At 42.7% G+C, this 15,745-nt stretch carries 14 protein-coding genes; 4 read left to right on the plus strand and 10 right to left on the minus strand.

What is annotated here, in order from left to right; all coding sequences use genetic code 11:
- Window positions 1–45: 45 nt before the first annotated feature.
- Window positions 46–579, plus strand: coding sequence for a thioredoxin family protein (locus tag JS40_RS11840; protein ID WP_034260849.1), 534 nt, complete (start codon window positions 46–48; stop codon window positions 577–579).
- Window positions 580–604: 25 nt separating this feature from the next.
- Here JS40_RS11840 and JS40_RS11845 read toward each other — a convergent pair whose 3' ends face one another.
- Genes JS40_RS11845 through surE form a run of 5 tightly spaced genes read right to left on the minus strand, consistent with a single transcriptional unit; the run spans window position 605 to window position 5,516 of the window.
- Entirely contained in the window at window positions 605–2,632 is a 2,028-nt protein-coding gene (locus JS40_RS11845) for a ComEC/Rec2 family competence protein (protein WP_051957581.1), read from the minus strand.
- Between the two features lie 59 nt (window positions 2,633–2,691).
- Entirely contained in the window at window positions 2,692–3,276 is a 585-nt protein-coding gene (locus tag JS40_RS11850) for a C40 family peptidase (protein ID WP_034260851.1), read from the minus strand.
- Window positions 3,277–3,321: 45 nt separating this feature from the next.
- Window positions 3,322–4,440 carry a lipid-A-disaccharide synthase gene (gene lpxB / locus JS40_RS11855; RefSeq protein WP_034260853.1) on the minus strand — a complete coding sequence of 373 codons (1,119 nt, stop codon included), beginning with the start codon at window positions 4,438–4,440 and terminating at the stop codon, window positions 3,322–3,324.
- Window positions 4,441–4,740: a hypothetical protein gene (locus JS40_RS11860; protein WP_034260855.1), complete on the minus strand. Its 300-nt coding sequence runs from the start codon at window positions 4,738–4,740 to the stop codon at window positions 4,441–4,443.
- Window positions 4,737–5,516: a 5'/3'-nucleotidase SurE gene (gene surE / locus JS40_RS11865; RefSeq protein ID WP_034260857.1), complete on the minus strand. Its 780-nt coding sequence runs from the start codon at window positions 5,514–5,516 to the stop codon at window positions 4,737–4,739. Before surE ends, JS40_RS11860 begins: the two co-directional genes overlap by 4 nt.
- 149 nt (window positions 5,517–5,665) lie before the next feature.
- Here surE and JS40_RS11870 point away from each other — a divergent pair, with 149 nt between their 5' ends.
- The 3 genes from JS40_RS11870 to JS40_RS11880 are packed head-to-tail and all read left to right on the plus strand — an operon-like array spanning window position 5,666 to window position 9,771.
- Window positions 5,666–7,834, plus strand: a complete 2,169-nt coding sequence (locus JS40_RS11870) for a carboxy terminal-processing peptidase (RefSeq protein ID WP_034262443.1) — start codon at window positions 5,666–5,668, stop codon at window positions 7,832–7,834.
- Window positions 7,835–7,841: 7 nt separating this feature from the next.
- Window positions 7,842–8,945, plus strand: a complete 1,104-nt coding sequence (locus JS40_RS11875) for an ABC transporter permease (RefSeq protein ID WP_034260860.1) — start codon at window positions 7,842–7,844, stop codon at window positions 8,943–8,945.
- A 7-nt stretch (window positions 8,946–8,952) separates the two neighbouring features.
- The gene (locus tag JS40_RS11880) at window positions 8,953–9,771 is read left to right on the plus strand and encodes a DNA/RNA non-specific endonuclease (protein ID WP_034260862.1); all 819 of its coding nucleotides are present in this window, start codon (window positions 8,953–8,955) and stop codon (window positions 9,769–9,771) included.
- Between the two features lie 356 nt (window positions 9,772–10,127).
- Here JS40_RS11880 and rodA read toward each other — a convergent pair whose 3' ends face one another.
- The 5 genes from rodA to JS40_RS11905 form a co-directional block, all read right to left on the minus strand.
- Window positions 10,128–11,384, minus strand: a complete 1,257-nt coding sequence (gene rodA / locus JS40_RS11885; RefSeq protein WP_034260863.1) for a rod shape-determining protein RodA — start codon at window positions 11,382–11,384, stop codon at window positions 10,128–10,130.
- Window positions 11,384–13,252 carry a penicillin-binding protein 2 gene (mrdA, locus tag JS40_RS11890; protein ID WP_034260865.1) on the minus strand — a complete coding sequence of 623 codons (1,869 nt, stop codon included), beginning with the start codon at window positions 13,250–13,252 and terminating at the stop codon, window positions 11,384–11,386. Before mrdA ends, rodA begins: the two co-directional genes overlap by 1 nt.
- Entirely contained in the window at window positions 13,249–13,758 is a 510-nt protein-coding gene (locus JS40_RS11895) for a hypothetical protein (RefSeq protein WP_034260867.1), read from the minus strand. Before JS40_RS11895 ends, mrdA begins: the two co-directional genes overlap by 4 nt.
- The gene (gene mreC, locus JS40_RS11900; RefSeq protein ID WP_034260869.1) at window positions 13,745–14,575 is read right to left on the minus strand and encodes a rod shape-determining protein MreC; all 831 of its coding nucleotides are present in this window, start codon (window positions 14,573–14,575) and stop codon (window positions 13,745–13,747) included. The genes JS40_RS11895 and mreC overlap by 14 nt, the downstream gene beginning before the upstream one ends.
- A 100-nt stretch (window positions 14,576–14,675) precedes the next feature.
- Window positions 14,676–15,704, minus strand: coding sequence for a rod shape-determining protein (locus JS40_RS11905; protein ID WP_034260871.1), 1,029 nt, complete (start codon window positions 15,702–15,704; stop codon window positions 14,676–14,678).
- Window positions 15,705–15,745 lie beyond the last annotated feature (41 nt).

The raw sequence follows: 15,745 nt of genomic DNA on the forward strand, positions 1-15,745 counted from the left end.
TGGAACGTTTTTTGTTACAATTATTTCAGAAATAAAAATTACAGAATGAGACATTTATTACTTGTAGCTTTAGTATTCGTCGTGGGAACGGCAAGTGCACAATCCATCAAATGGATGACCATGAACGAAGCATTGGCTGCGCAGAAAAAAGAACCCAAGAAGATCTTTATGGATGTCTACACGACGTGGTGTGGACCTTGTAAGCTATTGGACAAAAATACATTTAGCGATAAGAACGTCATAAAGTTCATCAATGATAACTATTATGCTGTGAAGTTTAACGGCGAAGGGACAGAGGAGATCACCTATCAGGATTTCACTTATACCAATCCTAATTATCAGGAAGACAGAAAAGGGAGAAACGCCACTCATTTCTTTGCAGATGCGCTTAAACTAAGGGGATACCCGAGTTTGGTCTTTTTTAAAGAAGATGGTACGTTGATTCAGGCGATTCCGGGCTATAAAACACCACAGCAATTGGAGATATACCTGAAAATGATCGCCAACAACGATTATGCCACGTTGACCACCGCCGAAGCGTGGGAAAAATATCAAAAGAATTTTAAAGGCACATTCTAGAGTAGTGTTTTAGTTAAGTGTTTTACTACTCCAAGATGAAAGCTCCTCTCGCACCTGTATGGTAGAAGGGGAGCTTTCTTTTTTGGCAGGTAGCTTTCCAGCGATTCACGTAAGAAGTGTAATTGCTGCCGTCGGCAATAATCAAGTCGGGCCGCAGCGAATCAATGAGACGGTCCAGATGGAGCTTCGGACTTTGCGTGAGTATTACAATGTTGATGCGATCCTTTACTCCATATACCCCCAAACTATCCACGACCAGTATTTTTTGCTTTCTAAAAGCGAACAGTTTTGGTATCATTGCTTCGGAAACACTATCAATTCTACGTCCTACACGATAGGTACTAACGGGAAAGGTACTGGATATTCCCTGCGATGTATCTTCTGTGTATAACACCATTTCCGAAGCATTCGAATATGCGATCACACTATGGCGGTTCTTCTGAAAAACAATAAGTTGTTGTTGTGAAGCACGATGTTTCTCCCAAAATAGAACACAAATAAAAAGCAGTATTCCTGCCAGTGCCTTAATTACACGTTTGCCATTCCATTTCTTCAGCAATAGGATGCATACAATTATAAGAACATACGCGGCAAGCACCTGGGTTTCAGAGAAAGGGATGTTGCTAAACAATAGATCCTCTTTGCCCGCAACCCAATCCACAAAGGCATTCAATGTTTCGATCGCAGTCGCATATCCTTCCGCAACAAGTTTGGGCACTTCGTCGATAAGTGTCCAAACAATCACTACAATACCGCCGGCCAGTAAAAGTGCTAAAAAAGGTAGGATAACGATATTGGTAAGGAGAAATAAACCGGGAAATTGATGGAAATAATAGAGACTGAGGGGAAGGATACCCAGTTGGGCACTTAAAGTAACGGTGATGATCCCCCATAGTTTTTTAGCGATAATGTTCTTACAATGTACTAATCTAAAGAGGAAGGGCTGTACCCAGAGGATAAAGAAAACTGCGAGATAGCTAAGCTGGAATCCTACGTGAAACAACCATAGAGGCTCAAGAAGCAGCAATACCATGTAGGAAAGAAATAGGGTATTTATCGAATTGGTAGGACGGCGGCTGGCTTGTGCGAAGGTGAAGAAACTGAACATGCTTACGGCGCGAACAACAGATGGCGATGCTCCGGCGATCAAAGCAAATCCCCAAAGGAGCAACACAATAAGAATGGAGCGCACTAAAGCACCATGGGGCAACCGACACAAGGGATATAACAATTGCGACAGAAGTAGAAAAAGAATTCCCACGTGTAATCCGGAAACAGCAAGGATGTGAATAGCGCCTGCGGCAGCATAGGCTTTATAACGTTCCGGGTCAATCTCATTGCGCTCTCCAAGAACCAGTGCTTGGAGAATGCTGCGTTCTTCAACGCCTATAGAAGTCTGTTTTAGCTTTGAAATAATATGTGCACGTATAGATTCGGCGCTTCCGCGAAGGCTCCAATCTCCTTTGGATCTTTTTACAATTGCTTCGGAATCAATTCGGAACTGATGATGCACTTTCAACGTTCGAAGATAGGCTGCATAATCGAATTGAAAAGGGTTGAGCGACCCGGGAGTTTCAGAAAGTGCTGCGTGTACCAAGAGCAGGTCATCACTAGTGAATTTTGAGCCTGTGCTGTCCTTTTTAACAGATAAGAGCACCTTACCCGATGTATGCCGGTTATTGTATCCAGTCACTTCGGCAATGTATTTTTGGTTGTATCGATCCGGTTTCAGAATTGCCGTAACTTTTAGCGTGAAGAGAGCCGTTGTATCTAGAGAGGCCACATGAGAATAATGCCGCGGCTGGGCGTTGGGTTGCCGTAGCTGGTAGTTCACATAGCCAATGAGCAGGAAGCAGAAATAGGTCGCTATTCCGAAAAGGACAGTGGGAATAAGTTGCTTTCTTCCTCGCCACCACAGAACAACCAGCATTCCGAAGCAAAAAAGGGATAAGAAAATAAGATATCGTGAAAAATTAGGAAAGAAATGAGCCAGCAGAATCCCAAGTGTGAGAAATACCGAAAACCTTACGACAGCAACATTGATGAATTTCATCCCAGTATCTTAAAACAAAGTTTAAAATAAACTGGGAAGGAACCCTAAGATACGAAAATTTAAATGACGCGACGAACCTCCACAAAGGCTTTCTTCCAATAGTCTTCCTCGAGAGAAGAGATGATCACTCCTTTTGAGGTTGTGGAATGAATAAACAGGATCTCACCTCGTTTGTTTTCAACGACCAAGCCAACGTGGTTAATGGAATTTCGTCGGCTGGTCTTAAAGAACACTAGATCTCCTTCGGTCACTTCCTTTAATTTGACCGAGACCCCTTTGCTAGCCATGTCTCTTGAGATACGCGGCATGATAACGTTTTCTTTTTTGAAGGCTGTATATACCAGACCGGAACAGTCCATACCCTCTTCGGTGGTGCCGCCAAACTTATAGCGGGTCCCCTCAAAGGATCTAGCGAAATCGATAATATTTTCAAGTTTGTTCTTATTCGAATCAGCCGTAACCACCTCGTCCGCTTCGGTTGTTGTGATAATAATGTTTTTTTTATCTTCCTTTTTTTCGACCGTTCGTGTGCGATTGGGTTTGCCTTTGGAATTTACAATGATCGTTTTAGTGGCGGTGTGTTTAGAGCTGCCGCAGGAAGCTAGAAATATAGGGAGGAGGGCAAGTAGGAACAGTTTTTTCATTGCAGGCAAATTCCAATAGTTGCCTATAAAACTAAGGATTTTTTCTTAGGTAGCAGATAATGCCTCGTAAATTAATTGCGCTGTGGTGTCGCTGGCTCCTTTACCTCCCAGTTTTTTTTCAAGGTCGTAATAGTCCAAGAACAAGGTTGCCCTGCGATACGGATCCAAGATGGCGGTTAACTCTTTTTTTAATTTTTCTGAAGAGAAGTCGGTTTGTATCAGCTCTGTCACCGCTTCCTTGTCCAGAATGAGGTTCACCAGTGAAATATATTTTAAGCGGATCACGCGTTTTGCGATCTCATAAGAGATCCTGCTGCCTTTATAACAAACAACTTGCGGTACCTTGAACAAGGCAGTCTCTAACGTAGCGGTGCCCGAGGTCACCAAGGCAGCCTCTGAAATACTAAGCAGGTCGTAGGTTTGGTTAAGTAACAGATGTACATTTTGTTTCTGAATGAAGGGCGCATAGAAATCGGCTTCCTGACTGGGCGCTCCTGCAATGACGAACTGGTATTCTTTGAAATCTTCAACCACAGATAACATAACCTGAAGCATCTTGGAGATCTCCTGCTTCCTGCTTCCCGGAAGCAGGGCAATGACAGGACGTTCATCCCAGCCGTTTTGTTTTTTAAAAGCTTCGGGGTGTACCTGCTCCCTGTCGGAAATAGCGTCAATAAGCGGATGCCCGACAAAGTGAACTGGGAAGTCATGTTTCTTTTCATAAAACTCCTTTTCAAAAGGAAGAATTACATACATGGCATCAATGTCCCGCCTAATACTCTTAATTCGACCCTCTTTCCAAGCCCATATTTGAGGTGAGATGTAATAATGGGTTCTAAATCCTTTTTGTTTTGCCCATTTTGCAATGCGAAGATTAAAGCCTGGGTAATCGATAAAAATGATCACATCCGGTTGGAAGTCTTCGATATCTTTTTTACAAAAACGTATGTTCTGAAGGATTGTTCTAAGATTGAAAATTACCTCTATAAACCCCATAAAGGCCAGGTCCCGGTAATGTTTTACCAAGGTTCCTTGAGCCTGTTCCATAAGATCGCCACCCCAACATCTAAATGAAGCGTTAGCATCTATTTTAGATAGCGCCTTCATAAGATTGGCGCCATGCAGGTCTCCCGATGCTTCTCCGGCTATAAGGTAATATTTCATTTAATAGAACTTTGAGATCAACACCACGATCGCAGCAATTAGCGTAGCTAGTACGACACCCCGTGCCCTGTAATACTGGTTCTTTTTCAGAAACACAAAAAAGGCGGCTAAATTGAGCAAGGCACCCAACGCTATAATGGTGCCCAAAAGATCTTGATCGACAGCCACCTGTAGGGTTTCATCCAGCGACAACCCTTTTATTTGTGAAAGGATGAACACGTACAGATAACTACCCGTTAGGTTTGCAATCAACCCGACTAAAACTCCTATGGCAATGCCTTTTGCGATGGTCTTGTTCATGAAAGCTCCCAGGTATTAATATCTTTAATTGCATGATGCGCTGTAAGATCAAACTGTACCGGAACTACCGAAATATAACCGTTGTGCAACGCCCACTCATCGGTATCTTCACCTTTGTCCTCATTAACAAACTCTCCGGTTAACCAGTAATATTCGCGTCCCAATGGGTTGACTCGTTTGTCGAATTGTTCTTCCCAGTGAGCATTGGCCTGTCGGCACACCTTGATCCCTTTAATTTCTTTTTTAGGTAATTTCGGGATGTTCACATTAAGTACAACACCCGTAGGAAGCCCTTTTTTTAAACATTGGGAAGCGATCGATTTAACAAAAGACCTCGCAGGTTCAAAATCGGCTTCCATAGAATAATCCAACAATGAGAACCCGATGGAAGGAATGCCTAACGTTCCGGCTTCCACTGCTGCACTCATGGTTCCGCTGTAGATCACATTAATGGAAGAATTGCTACCATGATTGATACCGCTTACGCAAAGGTCCGGTTTTCTTTTTAGTATTTCGTTGACAGCCAATTTTACACAGTCTACGGGTGTCCCGCTACAGCTGTACTCTTGGTGGGTTTGATCCTCTAGCACTTTTACCTTGTCGCAGTAGAGCGTATCGTTTATAGTAATGGCATGTCCCATGGCGCTTTGTGGAGAATCCGGTGCGACCACACATACGTCTCCAAGGGTATTCATCACTTCAATTAGCATTCGAATTCCGGGAGCTGTGATCCCATCGTCATTGGTTACTAGAATTAACGGTTTTTTCTTAGCCATTTAGCAGATTTTTCTACTGCTAAAATACACATTTTATTAGGGTTTGCGTTATTAGTTTGTTTAACAAAAAATTAGTATCATTATGTCCTGTTGGCACGGTTTTTTCTATAATTTAGGAGATTCAAATTAAGAAGATTGATATGCGTATTATGAAAAAGAATTTTAAGGTGTTGTTTATAGCTGTATTCGTTGCAGTTGCTTCTTGTAGTTTCACAACAAAGGAGTTTAATGACCCCGACAAAGATAAATTGCTCATTGACCTCATTACTTATGTACTTCAGAAGGGTCATTACGATCCCGCCGATATGGACGACACTTTTTCTCAAGGGGTGTATTCCGACTTTATTGACGGGTTGGATCCCATAAAGCGTTATTTCCTGGCTTCAGATATTGAAGAATTCAGTAAATACCGAAATGAGATCGATGACCAGATAAAAAATAAGGACCTTACGTTCTTCAATTTGGTGTACGAGCGTTTTACGCAGCGTATGGAAGAAGCCAAGTCCATGTACGAGTCGGTTTTGGATAGTCCTTTTGATTATAGCGAAAACGAGGTGATCAATGTGGATTACGACGAGTTGGACTACGCAAAGACCAAGGAAGAGCTTAAGGAGCGATGGAGATGGCAGCTTAAATTCTCAACCATTTCTTCTTATTACGATCTGGTACAGGAGAAGAATTCGGTGGCAGAACGCAAACAAGAAGCAGCCGAAAAAGGGGAGGAGTATAAACCAACACCTAACGAAGGACTTTCTCTCGCCGAGCTAGAAGCAAAATCTCGCAATACCACAAAGACTTCTTTAAAGGAATACTTCGACTTTACAAAAGATTTGGAACGTAAGGATTACTTCGCTGTGTTTTTAACTACCATTGTTGAAGAGTTCGACCCACATACCAACTATTTTGCACCACCGGATCGCGATCGTTTCGATTTACGTATGTCTGGAAAATTAGAAGGGATCGGAGCACGGCTTCAGAAGAAGAATGATTACATCACGGTGATTGAAATTATAAGTGGCGGACCGGCATGGAGAGGAGAGCACATTGCGGTAGGAGACATGATCCTAAAGGTTAAACAAGCCGATGAAGAGGAGCCTGTGAGCGTAGTTGGAATGCGTATTGATGATGCTGTGAAATTGATCAAAGGCCCTAAAGGGACCGAGGTAACGCTTACCATCAAAAGAGTGGATGGGACCATAGAAGATGAGGTAATTACACGGGATGTGGTGGAGTTGGAAGAAACGTATGCAAAATCTACTGTGATCGAGAAAGACGATCGAAAATTTGGTTTGATAAACCTTCCACAGTTCTATTTTGATATGGAAAACTATAAGGAACGCAATGCCGCAAGTGATGTAAAACAAGAAATCGAACGTCTAAAAGGTGAAGGGATGGAAGGATTGATCCTTGATCTTAGAGATAATGGCGGAGGATCTTTAAAGACAGCTGTAGATATTGGCGGCTTGTTCATTAAGGAAGGTCCTATGGTGCAAGTAGCTTCCGGTGGTGGACGAAAGGAGATCTTAGAAGATAAGAATGATGATATCGCATGGGATGGACCGTTGGTTATCCTGGTGAATGAACTGTCTGCTTCAGCTTCCGAAATTTTAGCCGCTGCTATGCAGGATTACAAGCGCGCCATCATTATAGGAAGCGAACAAACCTATGGAAAGGGAACCGTTCAAAACTTGATCGATCTCAATCAGTGGTTACGACAAAACGATATGGGAGATATGGGAGCGTTAAAGCTTACCACTCAAAAATTCTACCGAGTGAACGGAGGTTCCACACAACTTGAAGGAGTAAAGAGTGACGTAGTCATGCCGGATCGCTATAGCTATATAGACGTTGGCGAGCGCGATTATGACAATCCGTTGCCTTATGACAAGATTGATCCTGCAAAATATGATGCGTGGGATGGCTACATCGATTTTGAAGAGACCATCGAGAAAAGCAAGGCTAGAATGGCCAAAAGTGAGCAACTGGCCCTTATAGAGCAAAACGCACGTTGGATCAAGACCAAAAGAGATGAGATGGAAGTGAGCTTAAACTACGATGCATACGCTGCCGAGATCGAAAAGCGTAAAGAAGAAAGTAAAAAATTCGATACGATCGATAATTATGACAATAAGTTGAGCTATCGCTCACTGCCTTACGAAATAGAGCTTATGCGCCAAGACACAACCCTTCGCGAGAAAAGAAAACGTTGGCACAAGAACCTTGCAAAGGATATTTATGTGGAAGAAGCAGTACACGTATTGGAAGACCTTAAATTGAACAACATTAAAAAAGGTAAAATGGCGAACATTAAGAATTAATTTTTTAATGAGTAGATCGACCTCCTTAACACACATTGCGCTCCAAAAGTTCAAACGAAACTTTTGGGGCGTTTTTAGTTTCTGTTTCTTGGTGATTTGTGTTTTAACAGCCATTTTCGCCTATGCACTGGCACCCGATAATACTGAGAATGCAAACCAGATGCATCTCTCGATACATTCCAAACCACCCGGATTTGAAGTGACTATGCTTACAATCCCTTCGGAAGTGGAAACACAAAGTGCTTTTTCCCGTTTTTTCTTCGGAAGGAAGAGTGCAGCAACCGAAATTCCTATATCAGACTACAAGCTGGAGTCGCAACATATTTCCATTACAGAGTACACTTTGGATGGAACCCAAGGCCTTCAAAAGGAATATGAGCTTTCACAATTCCCCGAAGCGACCGCATTGGAGGACATTCCGAAGCAATACATAAAAACTCAAAAATTCCTCCTAGGAACCGATAAATACGGGCGGGATCTACTAAGCAGGATGCTCATAGGCATCCGGATCTCTCTGGCTATTGGCTTTGTAGCTGTCTTTATTTCACTCGTGATTGGCATTACATTGGGGGCGATAGCCGGATATTTTGGTGGGAAAGTAGATGCTGCAATTATGTGGATTATCAACGTGACCTGGTCGATACCCACACTATTACTTGTTATTGCCATCACTTTGGCATTAGGCAAGGGTTTTTGGCAGGTTTTTATAGCTGTCGGACTTACAATGTGGGTGGAAGTTGCGCGAGTGGTGCGCGGGCAGGTAATGGGAGTCAAAGAAATGCAGTATGTTACGGCAGCCAGAGCACTGGGGTATGACCATTTCAGGATCATCACAAAGCACATTTTGCCAAATGCCATGGCCCCTGTGATTATTATTTCGGCGGCGAACTTTGCCGGTGCGATCCTAATAGAAAGCGGGTTGAGCTTTTTGGGAATAGGGGCGCAGCCTCCTATGCCCAGTTGGGGCGGGATCATTAAAGATCATTATGCCTATATTATTTTAGGGAAGCCGTATCTTGCCATCATTCCCGGGGTGGCCATCATGAGTTTGGTGACAGCTTTTATGCTCATAGGAAATGCGATGAGAGATGCGCTGGATGTAAAGAATTAATCACTTCATGAAACGAAAATACCTCTATCCACTACTTACAGTGCTCATTATTATTGGGTTGTATTATGCCGAAATCTATGTAGACAGGAAGAACGAAATGTATCCGGAAACGACACTTCCGGACAGAGACGTTTCAACAGCTGAGTTTGATGACCGCTTTCTTCCCGCTTCCACTACGGGTGTTGTAATAGAACACAATCATTTTACTTTGTCCTATGCCGAAGAACATGAACAGGCAGAGTGGGTCGCCTACGAACTTGCAAAGTCACATCTTTCTAAGAACGAGTATGAACGGCCTGATTTTGTTGAAGACAGGAAGATAGCATCTAAATCGGCACATTGGAGCAGCTATAAGAATTCAGGATATGATCGAGGTCATTTATGTCCGGCAGGGGACAGACGTTTTTCTTTTAACGCCTATTTAGAAACCTTTCTCACCAGCAATATTAGTCCCCAAAACAATGAGTTCAACGGTGGCATATGGAATAAACTGGAGCAACAAGTTCGGTATTGGGCTAAAAAATACGATGGTGTCTATGTCGTTACCGGAGGAGTCCTCAAGGAGGGTCTTCCGGTCATAGGCGTTGAAAAAGTATCGGTGCCGGGTGCCTTTTATAAGATCGTTGTGGATGCTTCGGAAAAAGATCTAAAGGCCATTGCATTTCTCATCCCCAATGCGCCCACGAACAAATCATTTTACGATTATGTGGTATCCATCGATGAAATAGAAACGATCACCCATATTGATTTCTTTTCAAACCTGCCCGATTCCGAAGAAATTAAACTCGAAAAGATGATCGATCCCAAGGCTTGGGGGAAACGCTAATATCAAGGCCTGCCACACACCGTTTTCCATATACATAGGTTTTAGGAGAATTTGATCCTAAGTCTTACAAAAATAAACAGTGGTTTTCTTGGAAACGGCTGCGCATTATTTTTTGTGTTCAATAAATTACAAAAAAGTAATGCTTGCCACCCCGATCATTATTCAAACAGATATAATATTATTTGACTTTAGGGTCACGAATAATAGTAATTAGAAGCATCTAGTCTTACAAAAATAAACAGTGGTTTTCTTTGATACGGCTGCGCATTATTTTTTGTGTTCAATAAATTACAAAAAAGTAATGCTTGCCACCCCGATCATTATTCTAACAGATATAGTATTATTTGACTTTAGTATCACGAATAATAGTAATTAGAAGCATCCAGTCTTACAAAAATAAACAGTAGTATGGTGAAGCCCCATAAGCCGGAACCTCCGTAGCTAAAGAATGGTAAGGGGATCCCTACTGTAGGAAATAGTCCGGTGACCATCCCTACGTTTACAAAAAAGTGAAGAAATAGGATTGAGGCAACGCTATACCCATAAACACGACTAAACTGATTCTTCTGTTTTTCGGCTAAAAAAAGGATTCTTAGAATAAGTGCCACAAAAAGAAGAACCACTAAAATACTTCCCAGAAAACCCCATTCTTCACCCACGGTACTAAAAATATAATCGGTTTGTTGTTCAGGTACAAAATTGCCTTTGGTCTGCGTTCCTTGCGTCCATCCCTTTCCGGTCCAACCGCCGCTCCCAATGGCGATCTCACTCTGATTGGTGTTATAACCAATTCCTTTGGAATCTACCTCCTTTCCCAAGACAATATTGAAACGATCCCGGTGTCGCTGTTCAAAGACATTGTTAAAGATATAGTTCACCGAAAAGGCGAAGCCAATACACGCACCTGTTATGACTAGATATTTAAAGAGTTTGGGCCGCTTTTTCCTGTTTCGAAGAAATAGAATACCGGCGATCAAGACCACTCCCAGGATCACCCAAATCACCCCGAACAAAAGAGTACCGACAAACAGTCCGGCCCCAAAAAATACCAAAAGCAAATACACAAAATGGAGTCCTTCCCGGTACAAGGGAAAAACAAAGGCAGCATAGATAAGGGCACTTCCAGGGTCGGGTTGAGGTACGATAAGTATCGCAGGTAAGGCGATGATAATGAAGGTTCGCAGTTGGTGTTTGAATTCCTTAATATTGGTTTGAATGTCACTTACATATTTCGCTAACGCTAAGGCAGTGGCAGCTTTGGCAAATTCACTGGGCTGTAAGCTGAAATTACCGAATCCGTACCATGACGTAGCACCATTTACGTTCTTTCCAAAAATAAAGAGCCCGATGAGTGATAGAAGGGCGACAATATAGATCACACTGGAGAAACGCTCGTAGAACTTGGCTTCAATCGCTAAAATAAAGACGATAAGCAAGATGCTCATTACGATAAAGAACAACTGCTTGTTGTAGATCTGACTGAAATCAAAGAATGAACTGGCAGTATCACTCAACGATGCCGAATAGATATTCATCCAGCCGATTCCCACTAACACGCCATAGAGCAGAATGATGCTCCAATCGAATTTTAGGATCCCTCTTCCGCCGGCCATTATTGGTTGATTTTAAACGGCTCCCCGCTATAGGGTTTGGCGTATTCGGCTTCCAGACTACCGTTTAGTACAAAATTCTCCATGTCGGTGCGAGTGATCTCTCCTTTAATGTATTTTTCGATCATAAGTCCGGCAATGCGTCCTGCCCACCTGGAGCCCCAGTATCCGTTTTCTACGAATACTGCAATGGCGATCTTAGGATCATCCTTCGGTGCGAAGGCGACAAAAATTGAATGGTCGGTAAGCTGCATGCGTTTTCCGTTTACACGTATAAAATTTTCCGCAGTACCCGTTTTTCCGCAGATCTCAATACCCGGAATTTGAATATGTGAAGCCGTTCCTTTATTGTACACATCGAACATTCCTTCAACTACAGGCTCAAAGAAACGCGGTTCTATGGTAGTATGGTACTTTTCGGTGTATACTGAGGGAATAGTATCCACGCCGCCAATGTTCTTGATGACATGCGGCTTGTAGTACCAGCCCCGATTCGCAATGGTGGCTGCGAAATTAGCCATTTGCATAGGGGTAAGGGATACCTCACCTTGTCCAATAGCATTCGAGATGGTTGCCGTAGCATACCATTTGTAAGTAGGATAGTTGTAGCTTCGGTTGTAGTACTTTGCATCAGGGATGTATCCGGGTCTGCCACTGGGAAGATCATATCCCATAAACTGGTCCAAACCAAAACTGGCTAAATGATCGTGCCAGTTGTCGATCCCTTCCTGCGGTGAGGGATACTTCTCGATGGCCCGACGGTATACAGTACAGAAATAAGCATTACAGGAATTCGCGATTCCTGCAACCATAGCCAGTGGACTGTAATGATGGTGACACCCTAATTTCCGGCCACGGCCATATATATAGCCGCCATGACACGAAATAGTTTCCTTGGTATCGATCACACCTTCCTGCAGACCAATAAGCGCTGTGAGCGTCTTAAAGGGCGAGCCGGGAGGGTATTCTCCTTGGAGTCCGCGATCGAACAGTGGTTTCGCAATAGTGTCGTAATACAGTTTCGTAAAGTTTCGGGAGCGTTCTCTGCCCACCAAGAGACTTGGATCGTAATTGGGGGCTGTGACCAAGGTAAGGATCTCACCTGTAGCGGGCTCTATCGCCACGATCCCACCTCGTTTGTTTACCATGAGGGCTTCCCCGTATTCCTGAAGCACAGCGTCTATTGTCAAGGTGATATCTTTCCCGCGTTCCGGTAATGTATCGAAAATACCATCTTTATAAGGTCCAATATCCCTATTGAAGCGATCTTTCTGAATATATTTTACTCCTTTTATACCGCGTAACACCTCTTCGTACTGGCTCTCCACTCCTTGCATCCCAATGAGATCTCCCATTTGATAATATGGATTCTTTTCAATAATACGGTTATTTACTTCAGCAATATATCCCAGCACGTTGGCAGAATGATCCACTTGATAATCACGCAAGGATCGTTTTTGAATATAGAACCCTTCATATTTATGCATTTTTTCAGAGAGATATGCATATTCTTCTTTTGTGAGCTGAGGAATTACCACCGAAGGCAATCGGGGGGAATAAATAGTGGCTTTTTTTAATATTGATTTAAAATCTTCTTTGGTAATACGTAAGATATCACAGAACTCAAGGGTGTCCAAAGGTTTTACATTTCGCGGGACCACCATGACATCGTAAGACGGCTGATTGGACACCAGAAGCTTACCGTTGCGATCAAATATATACCCGCGTGGGGGATAATCGTAGATAATATTTATGGCATTGTTCTCAGATAACTTCTGAAAGGACGTATCGTAAATTTGTAAATAGAAAAGTCGCCCGGCAAACACCACGCCGGTGAGAAGTACAAGTGAAAAAAGAAGTAGTTTTCTCATGATGACTTTCGACTAAAAAGTAACAGCAGGCATAATATGACCACGGTGCTAAAGATCCCTGAAAATAACGTAGATTTTAGGATCAATAATATATGCGAAAGGCTAAAAATTTCCAAAGAAAAGAGTAAAAAATGATGCACCAATACTAAGACTACTATATAGGTCATCCGTTCGGTAAATGGCACCTTGTTCAATTTCACCATATTGTACTCATAGCTCACGCCAAATGCGAATTTGAGGATATACGGACGAATGAATGCGATAAATACTGAAGCTGCCGCATGCACCCCGCCGGAATCGCTAAAAATATCAATGGTGATGCCTAAGAGGAAACTTAAGAATATCAACAACGATTTGTTGCCGTTAAGCGGAAATATGAGAATGAATAACACATACACATAGGGATTAACAAACCCCATGAAATTGATGTGGTTAAGGATCAATACCTGAAGCAAGACCAAGGTAATAAACCGAAGAATGGTAATAAGAATATCACTGTTCTGCATCTTCGATCTGCTTTTCCAAAGTAATTATTTCTTCTGCACGGTTGTTCTTGATCATGTATACATGTTTCAAGTTGGTCATGTCATTGAACAATTGAATGTTCAGGTCGTAGTAATTGGCATCGGCTTCTATGGAGAAATCCTTGATAGTTCCTATAAGGATCCCTTTGGGAAAAATGGTGGATTTTCCGCCAGTTACAATGGTGTCGCCCACCACTACCGGGGCCAATCGTGGTACATCGATCAATTGGACCACATTAGGATCTTTGGTATCCCATACCAAACTCCCAAAGTGTTCAGAATTTTTAAGTTTCGCATTGATCTGGCTTTTGGTATTTAGGATCGATTGGACCGTAGCGTAATTTTGAGACACGCTATTAATAATACCCACCAGACCTTTTGAAGAGATCACGCCCATGTCGATCGCAATGCTATCACCGGCTCCCTTATTTATCGTAATATTGTTCTTTGTTTTTGAATAGTTATTGTTGATCACCCGTGCCGAATAGAAAACAAAGGAAGAAGGAATCGCAACACTGTCCAAAGGAGGGATAGGGGTGAGCTCCTTATAGCTCTCTACCAGTTTTCGCAGGCGTATATTTTCGTTGAGTAGTTTTTCGTTTTCTTTCTGAAGTCCGAAATAATCGGTGATCTCACTCTTAACAGCATAGATGTTTCCGCTTATCATATTTGCAGAACTCACGAACTTGCTTTTATGAAAGGAATGTGTTCGTACCGTAAGCCCAATTGAGAACACAAACAACACCCCGAACAACAGAAAATTTTTATTCCGTATAAAGAAAAAGAGAATCTGTTGCACTGTGTTATTGTTTAGCTATTAAATTACTGAGAGACCGAGAATAAGTAACTTTTATACCTTCTAAAGATACATTCAGAGAATAACGAAAAGCGTCCCGAACTTATTTTATCAATACACTTTTGTATTTATTGATGTTCTTCAAGCAGATTCCCGTCCCGCGCACTACTGCGCGCAGTGGGTCTTCGGCGATGTATACCGGCAGGTCGGTCTTTTGCGATAACCGTTTATCCAAACCGCGTAGCATAGAACCACCACCGGCCAAGTAGATACCCGTATTATAGATATCTGCTGCCAGTTCCGGAGGGGTTTGTGATAAGGTTTCCATAACAGCATCTTCAATTCGAAGAATGGACTTATCCAAGGCTTTGGCAATTTCGCGATAGGAAGCTTGCACTTGTTTTGGTTTCCCGGTGAGCAGGTCACGACCTTGTACTGCCATATCTTCCGGAGGGAGTTCAAGATCTTCGGTGGCGGCACCAATTTGAATCTTTATTTTTTCGGCAGTGCGTTCTCCCACATAAAGGTTGTGTTGTGTACGCATGTAATAAACTATATCGTTGGTAAAGACATCCCCTGCGATCTTGACAGATTTATCACAGACAATTCCTCCCAGAGCGATCACCGCGATCTCTGTGGTTCCGCCTCCAATATCCACCACCATATTACCTTTGGGTTGCATGATATCGACTCCAATACCAATGGCAGCGGCCATAGGTTCGTGGATGAGGTAGACTTCTTTCCCGTTCACACGTTCAGCACTTTCTTTTACGGCACGCATTTCTACCTCTGTGATCCCGCTGGGGATACAAATCACCATACGCAAGGAAGGCGTAAGCCATTTCTTTTTCAGGGCGGGAATGTCCTTGATGAACATATTGATCATTTTCTCACTGGCATCGAAATCAGCGATGACCCCATCCTTTAAAGGACGAATGGTTTTAATGTTTTCGTGCGTTTTACCTTGCATCATTGCGGCTTCGCGTCCCACAGCTATAATTTTACCTGTGGTGCGGTCTCTTGCTACAATGGAAGGTGCGTCCACCACCACCTTATCATTGTGAATGATAAGCGTATTGGCAGTACCTAAATCGATGGCTATTTCTTCTGTCAGGAAGTCAAAAAATCCCATAAGCTGTTTTGGCGGTATTGAAATTAAACGTGTTGAGTCTC

Source organism: Altibacter lentus (assembly GCF_000746845.1).
In the GTDB taxonomy this organism is placed as follows: domain Bacteria; phylum Bacteroidota; class Bacteroidia; order Flavobacteriales; family Flavobacteriaceae; genus Altibacter; species Altibacter lentus.

Coding starts and splice junctions, on each gene's coding strand:
- JS40_RS11840 (WP_034260849.1), top strand. CDS start 46: ATGAGACATTTATTACTTGTAGCTTTAGTATTCGTCGTGGGAACGGCA.
- JS40_RS11845 (WP_051957581.1), bottom strand. CDS start 2,632: ATGAAATTCATCAATGTTGCTGTCGTAAGGTTTTCGGTATTTCTCACA.
- JS40_RS11850 (WP_034260851.1), bottom strand. CDS start 3,276: ATGAAAAAACTGTTCCTACTTGCCCTCCTCCCTATATTTCTAGCTTCC.
- lpxB (WP_034260853.1), bottom strand. CDS start 4,440: ATGAAATATTACCTTATAGCCGGAGAAGCATCGGGAGACCTGCATGGC.
- JS40_RS11860 (WP_034260855.1), bottom strand. CDS start 4,740: ATGAACAAGACCATCGCAAAAGGCATTGCCATAGGAGTTTTAGTCGGG.
- surE (WP_034260857.1), bottom strand. CDS start 5,516: ATGGCTAAGAAAAAACCGTTAATTCTAGTAACCAATGACGATGGGATC.
- JS40_RS11870 (WP_034262443.1), top strand. CDS start 5,666: ATGAAAAAGAATTTTAAGGTGTTGTTTATAGCTGTATTCGTTGCAGTT.
- JS40_RS11875 (WP_034260860.1), top strand. CDS start 7,842: ATGAGTAGATCGACCTCCTTAACACACATTGCGCTCCAAAAGTTCAAA.
- JS40_RS11880 (WP_034260862.1), top strand. CDS start 8,953: ATGAAACGAAAATACCTCTATCCACTACTTACAGTGCTCATTATTATT.
- rodA (WP_034260863.1), bottom strand. CDS start 11,384: ATGGCCGGCGGAAGAGGGATCCTAAAATTCGATTGGAGCATCATTCTG.
- mrdA (WP_034260865.1), bottom strand. CDS start 13,252: ATGAGAAAACTACTTCTTTTTTCACTTGTACTTCTCACCGGCGTGGTG.
- JS40_RS11895 (WP_034260867.1), bottom strand. CDS start 13,758: ATGCAGAACAGTGATATTCTTATTACCATTCTTCGGTTTATTACCTTG.
- JS40_RS11905 (WP_034260871.1), bottom strand. CDS start 15,704: ATGGGATTTTTTGACTTCCTGACAGAAGAAATAGCCATCGATTTAGGT.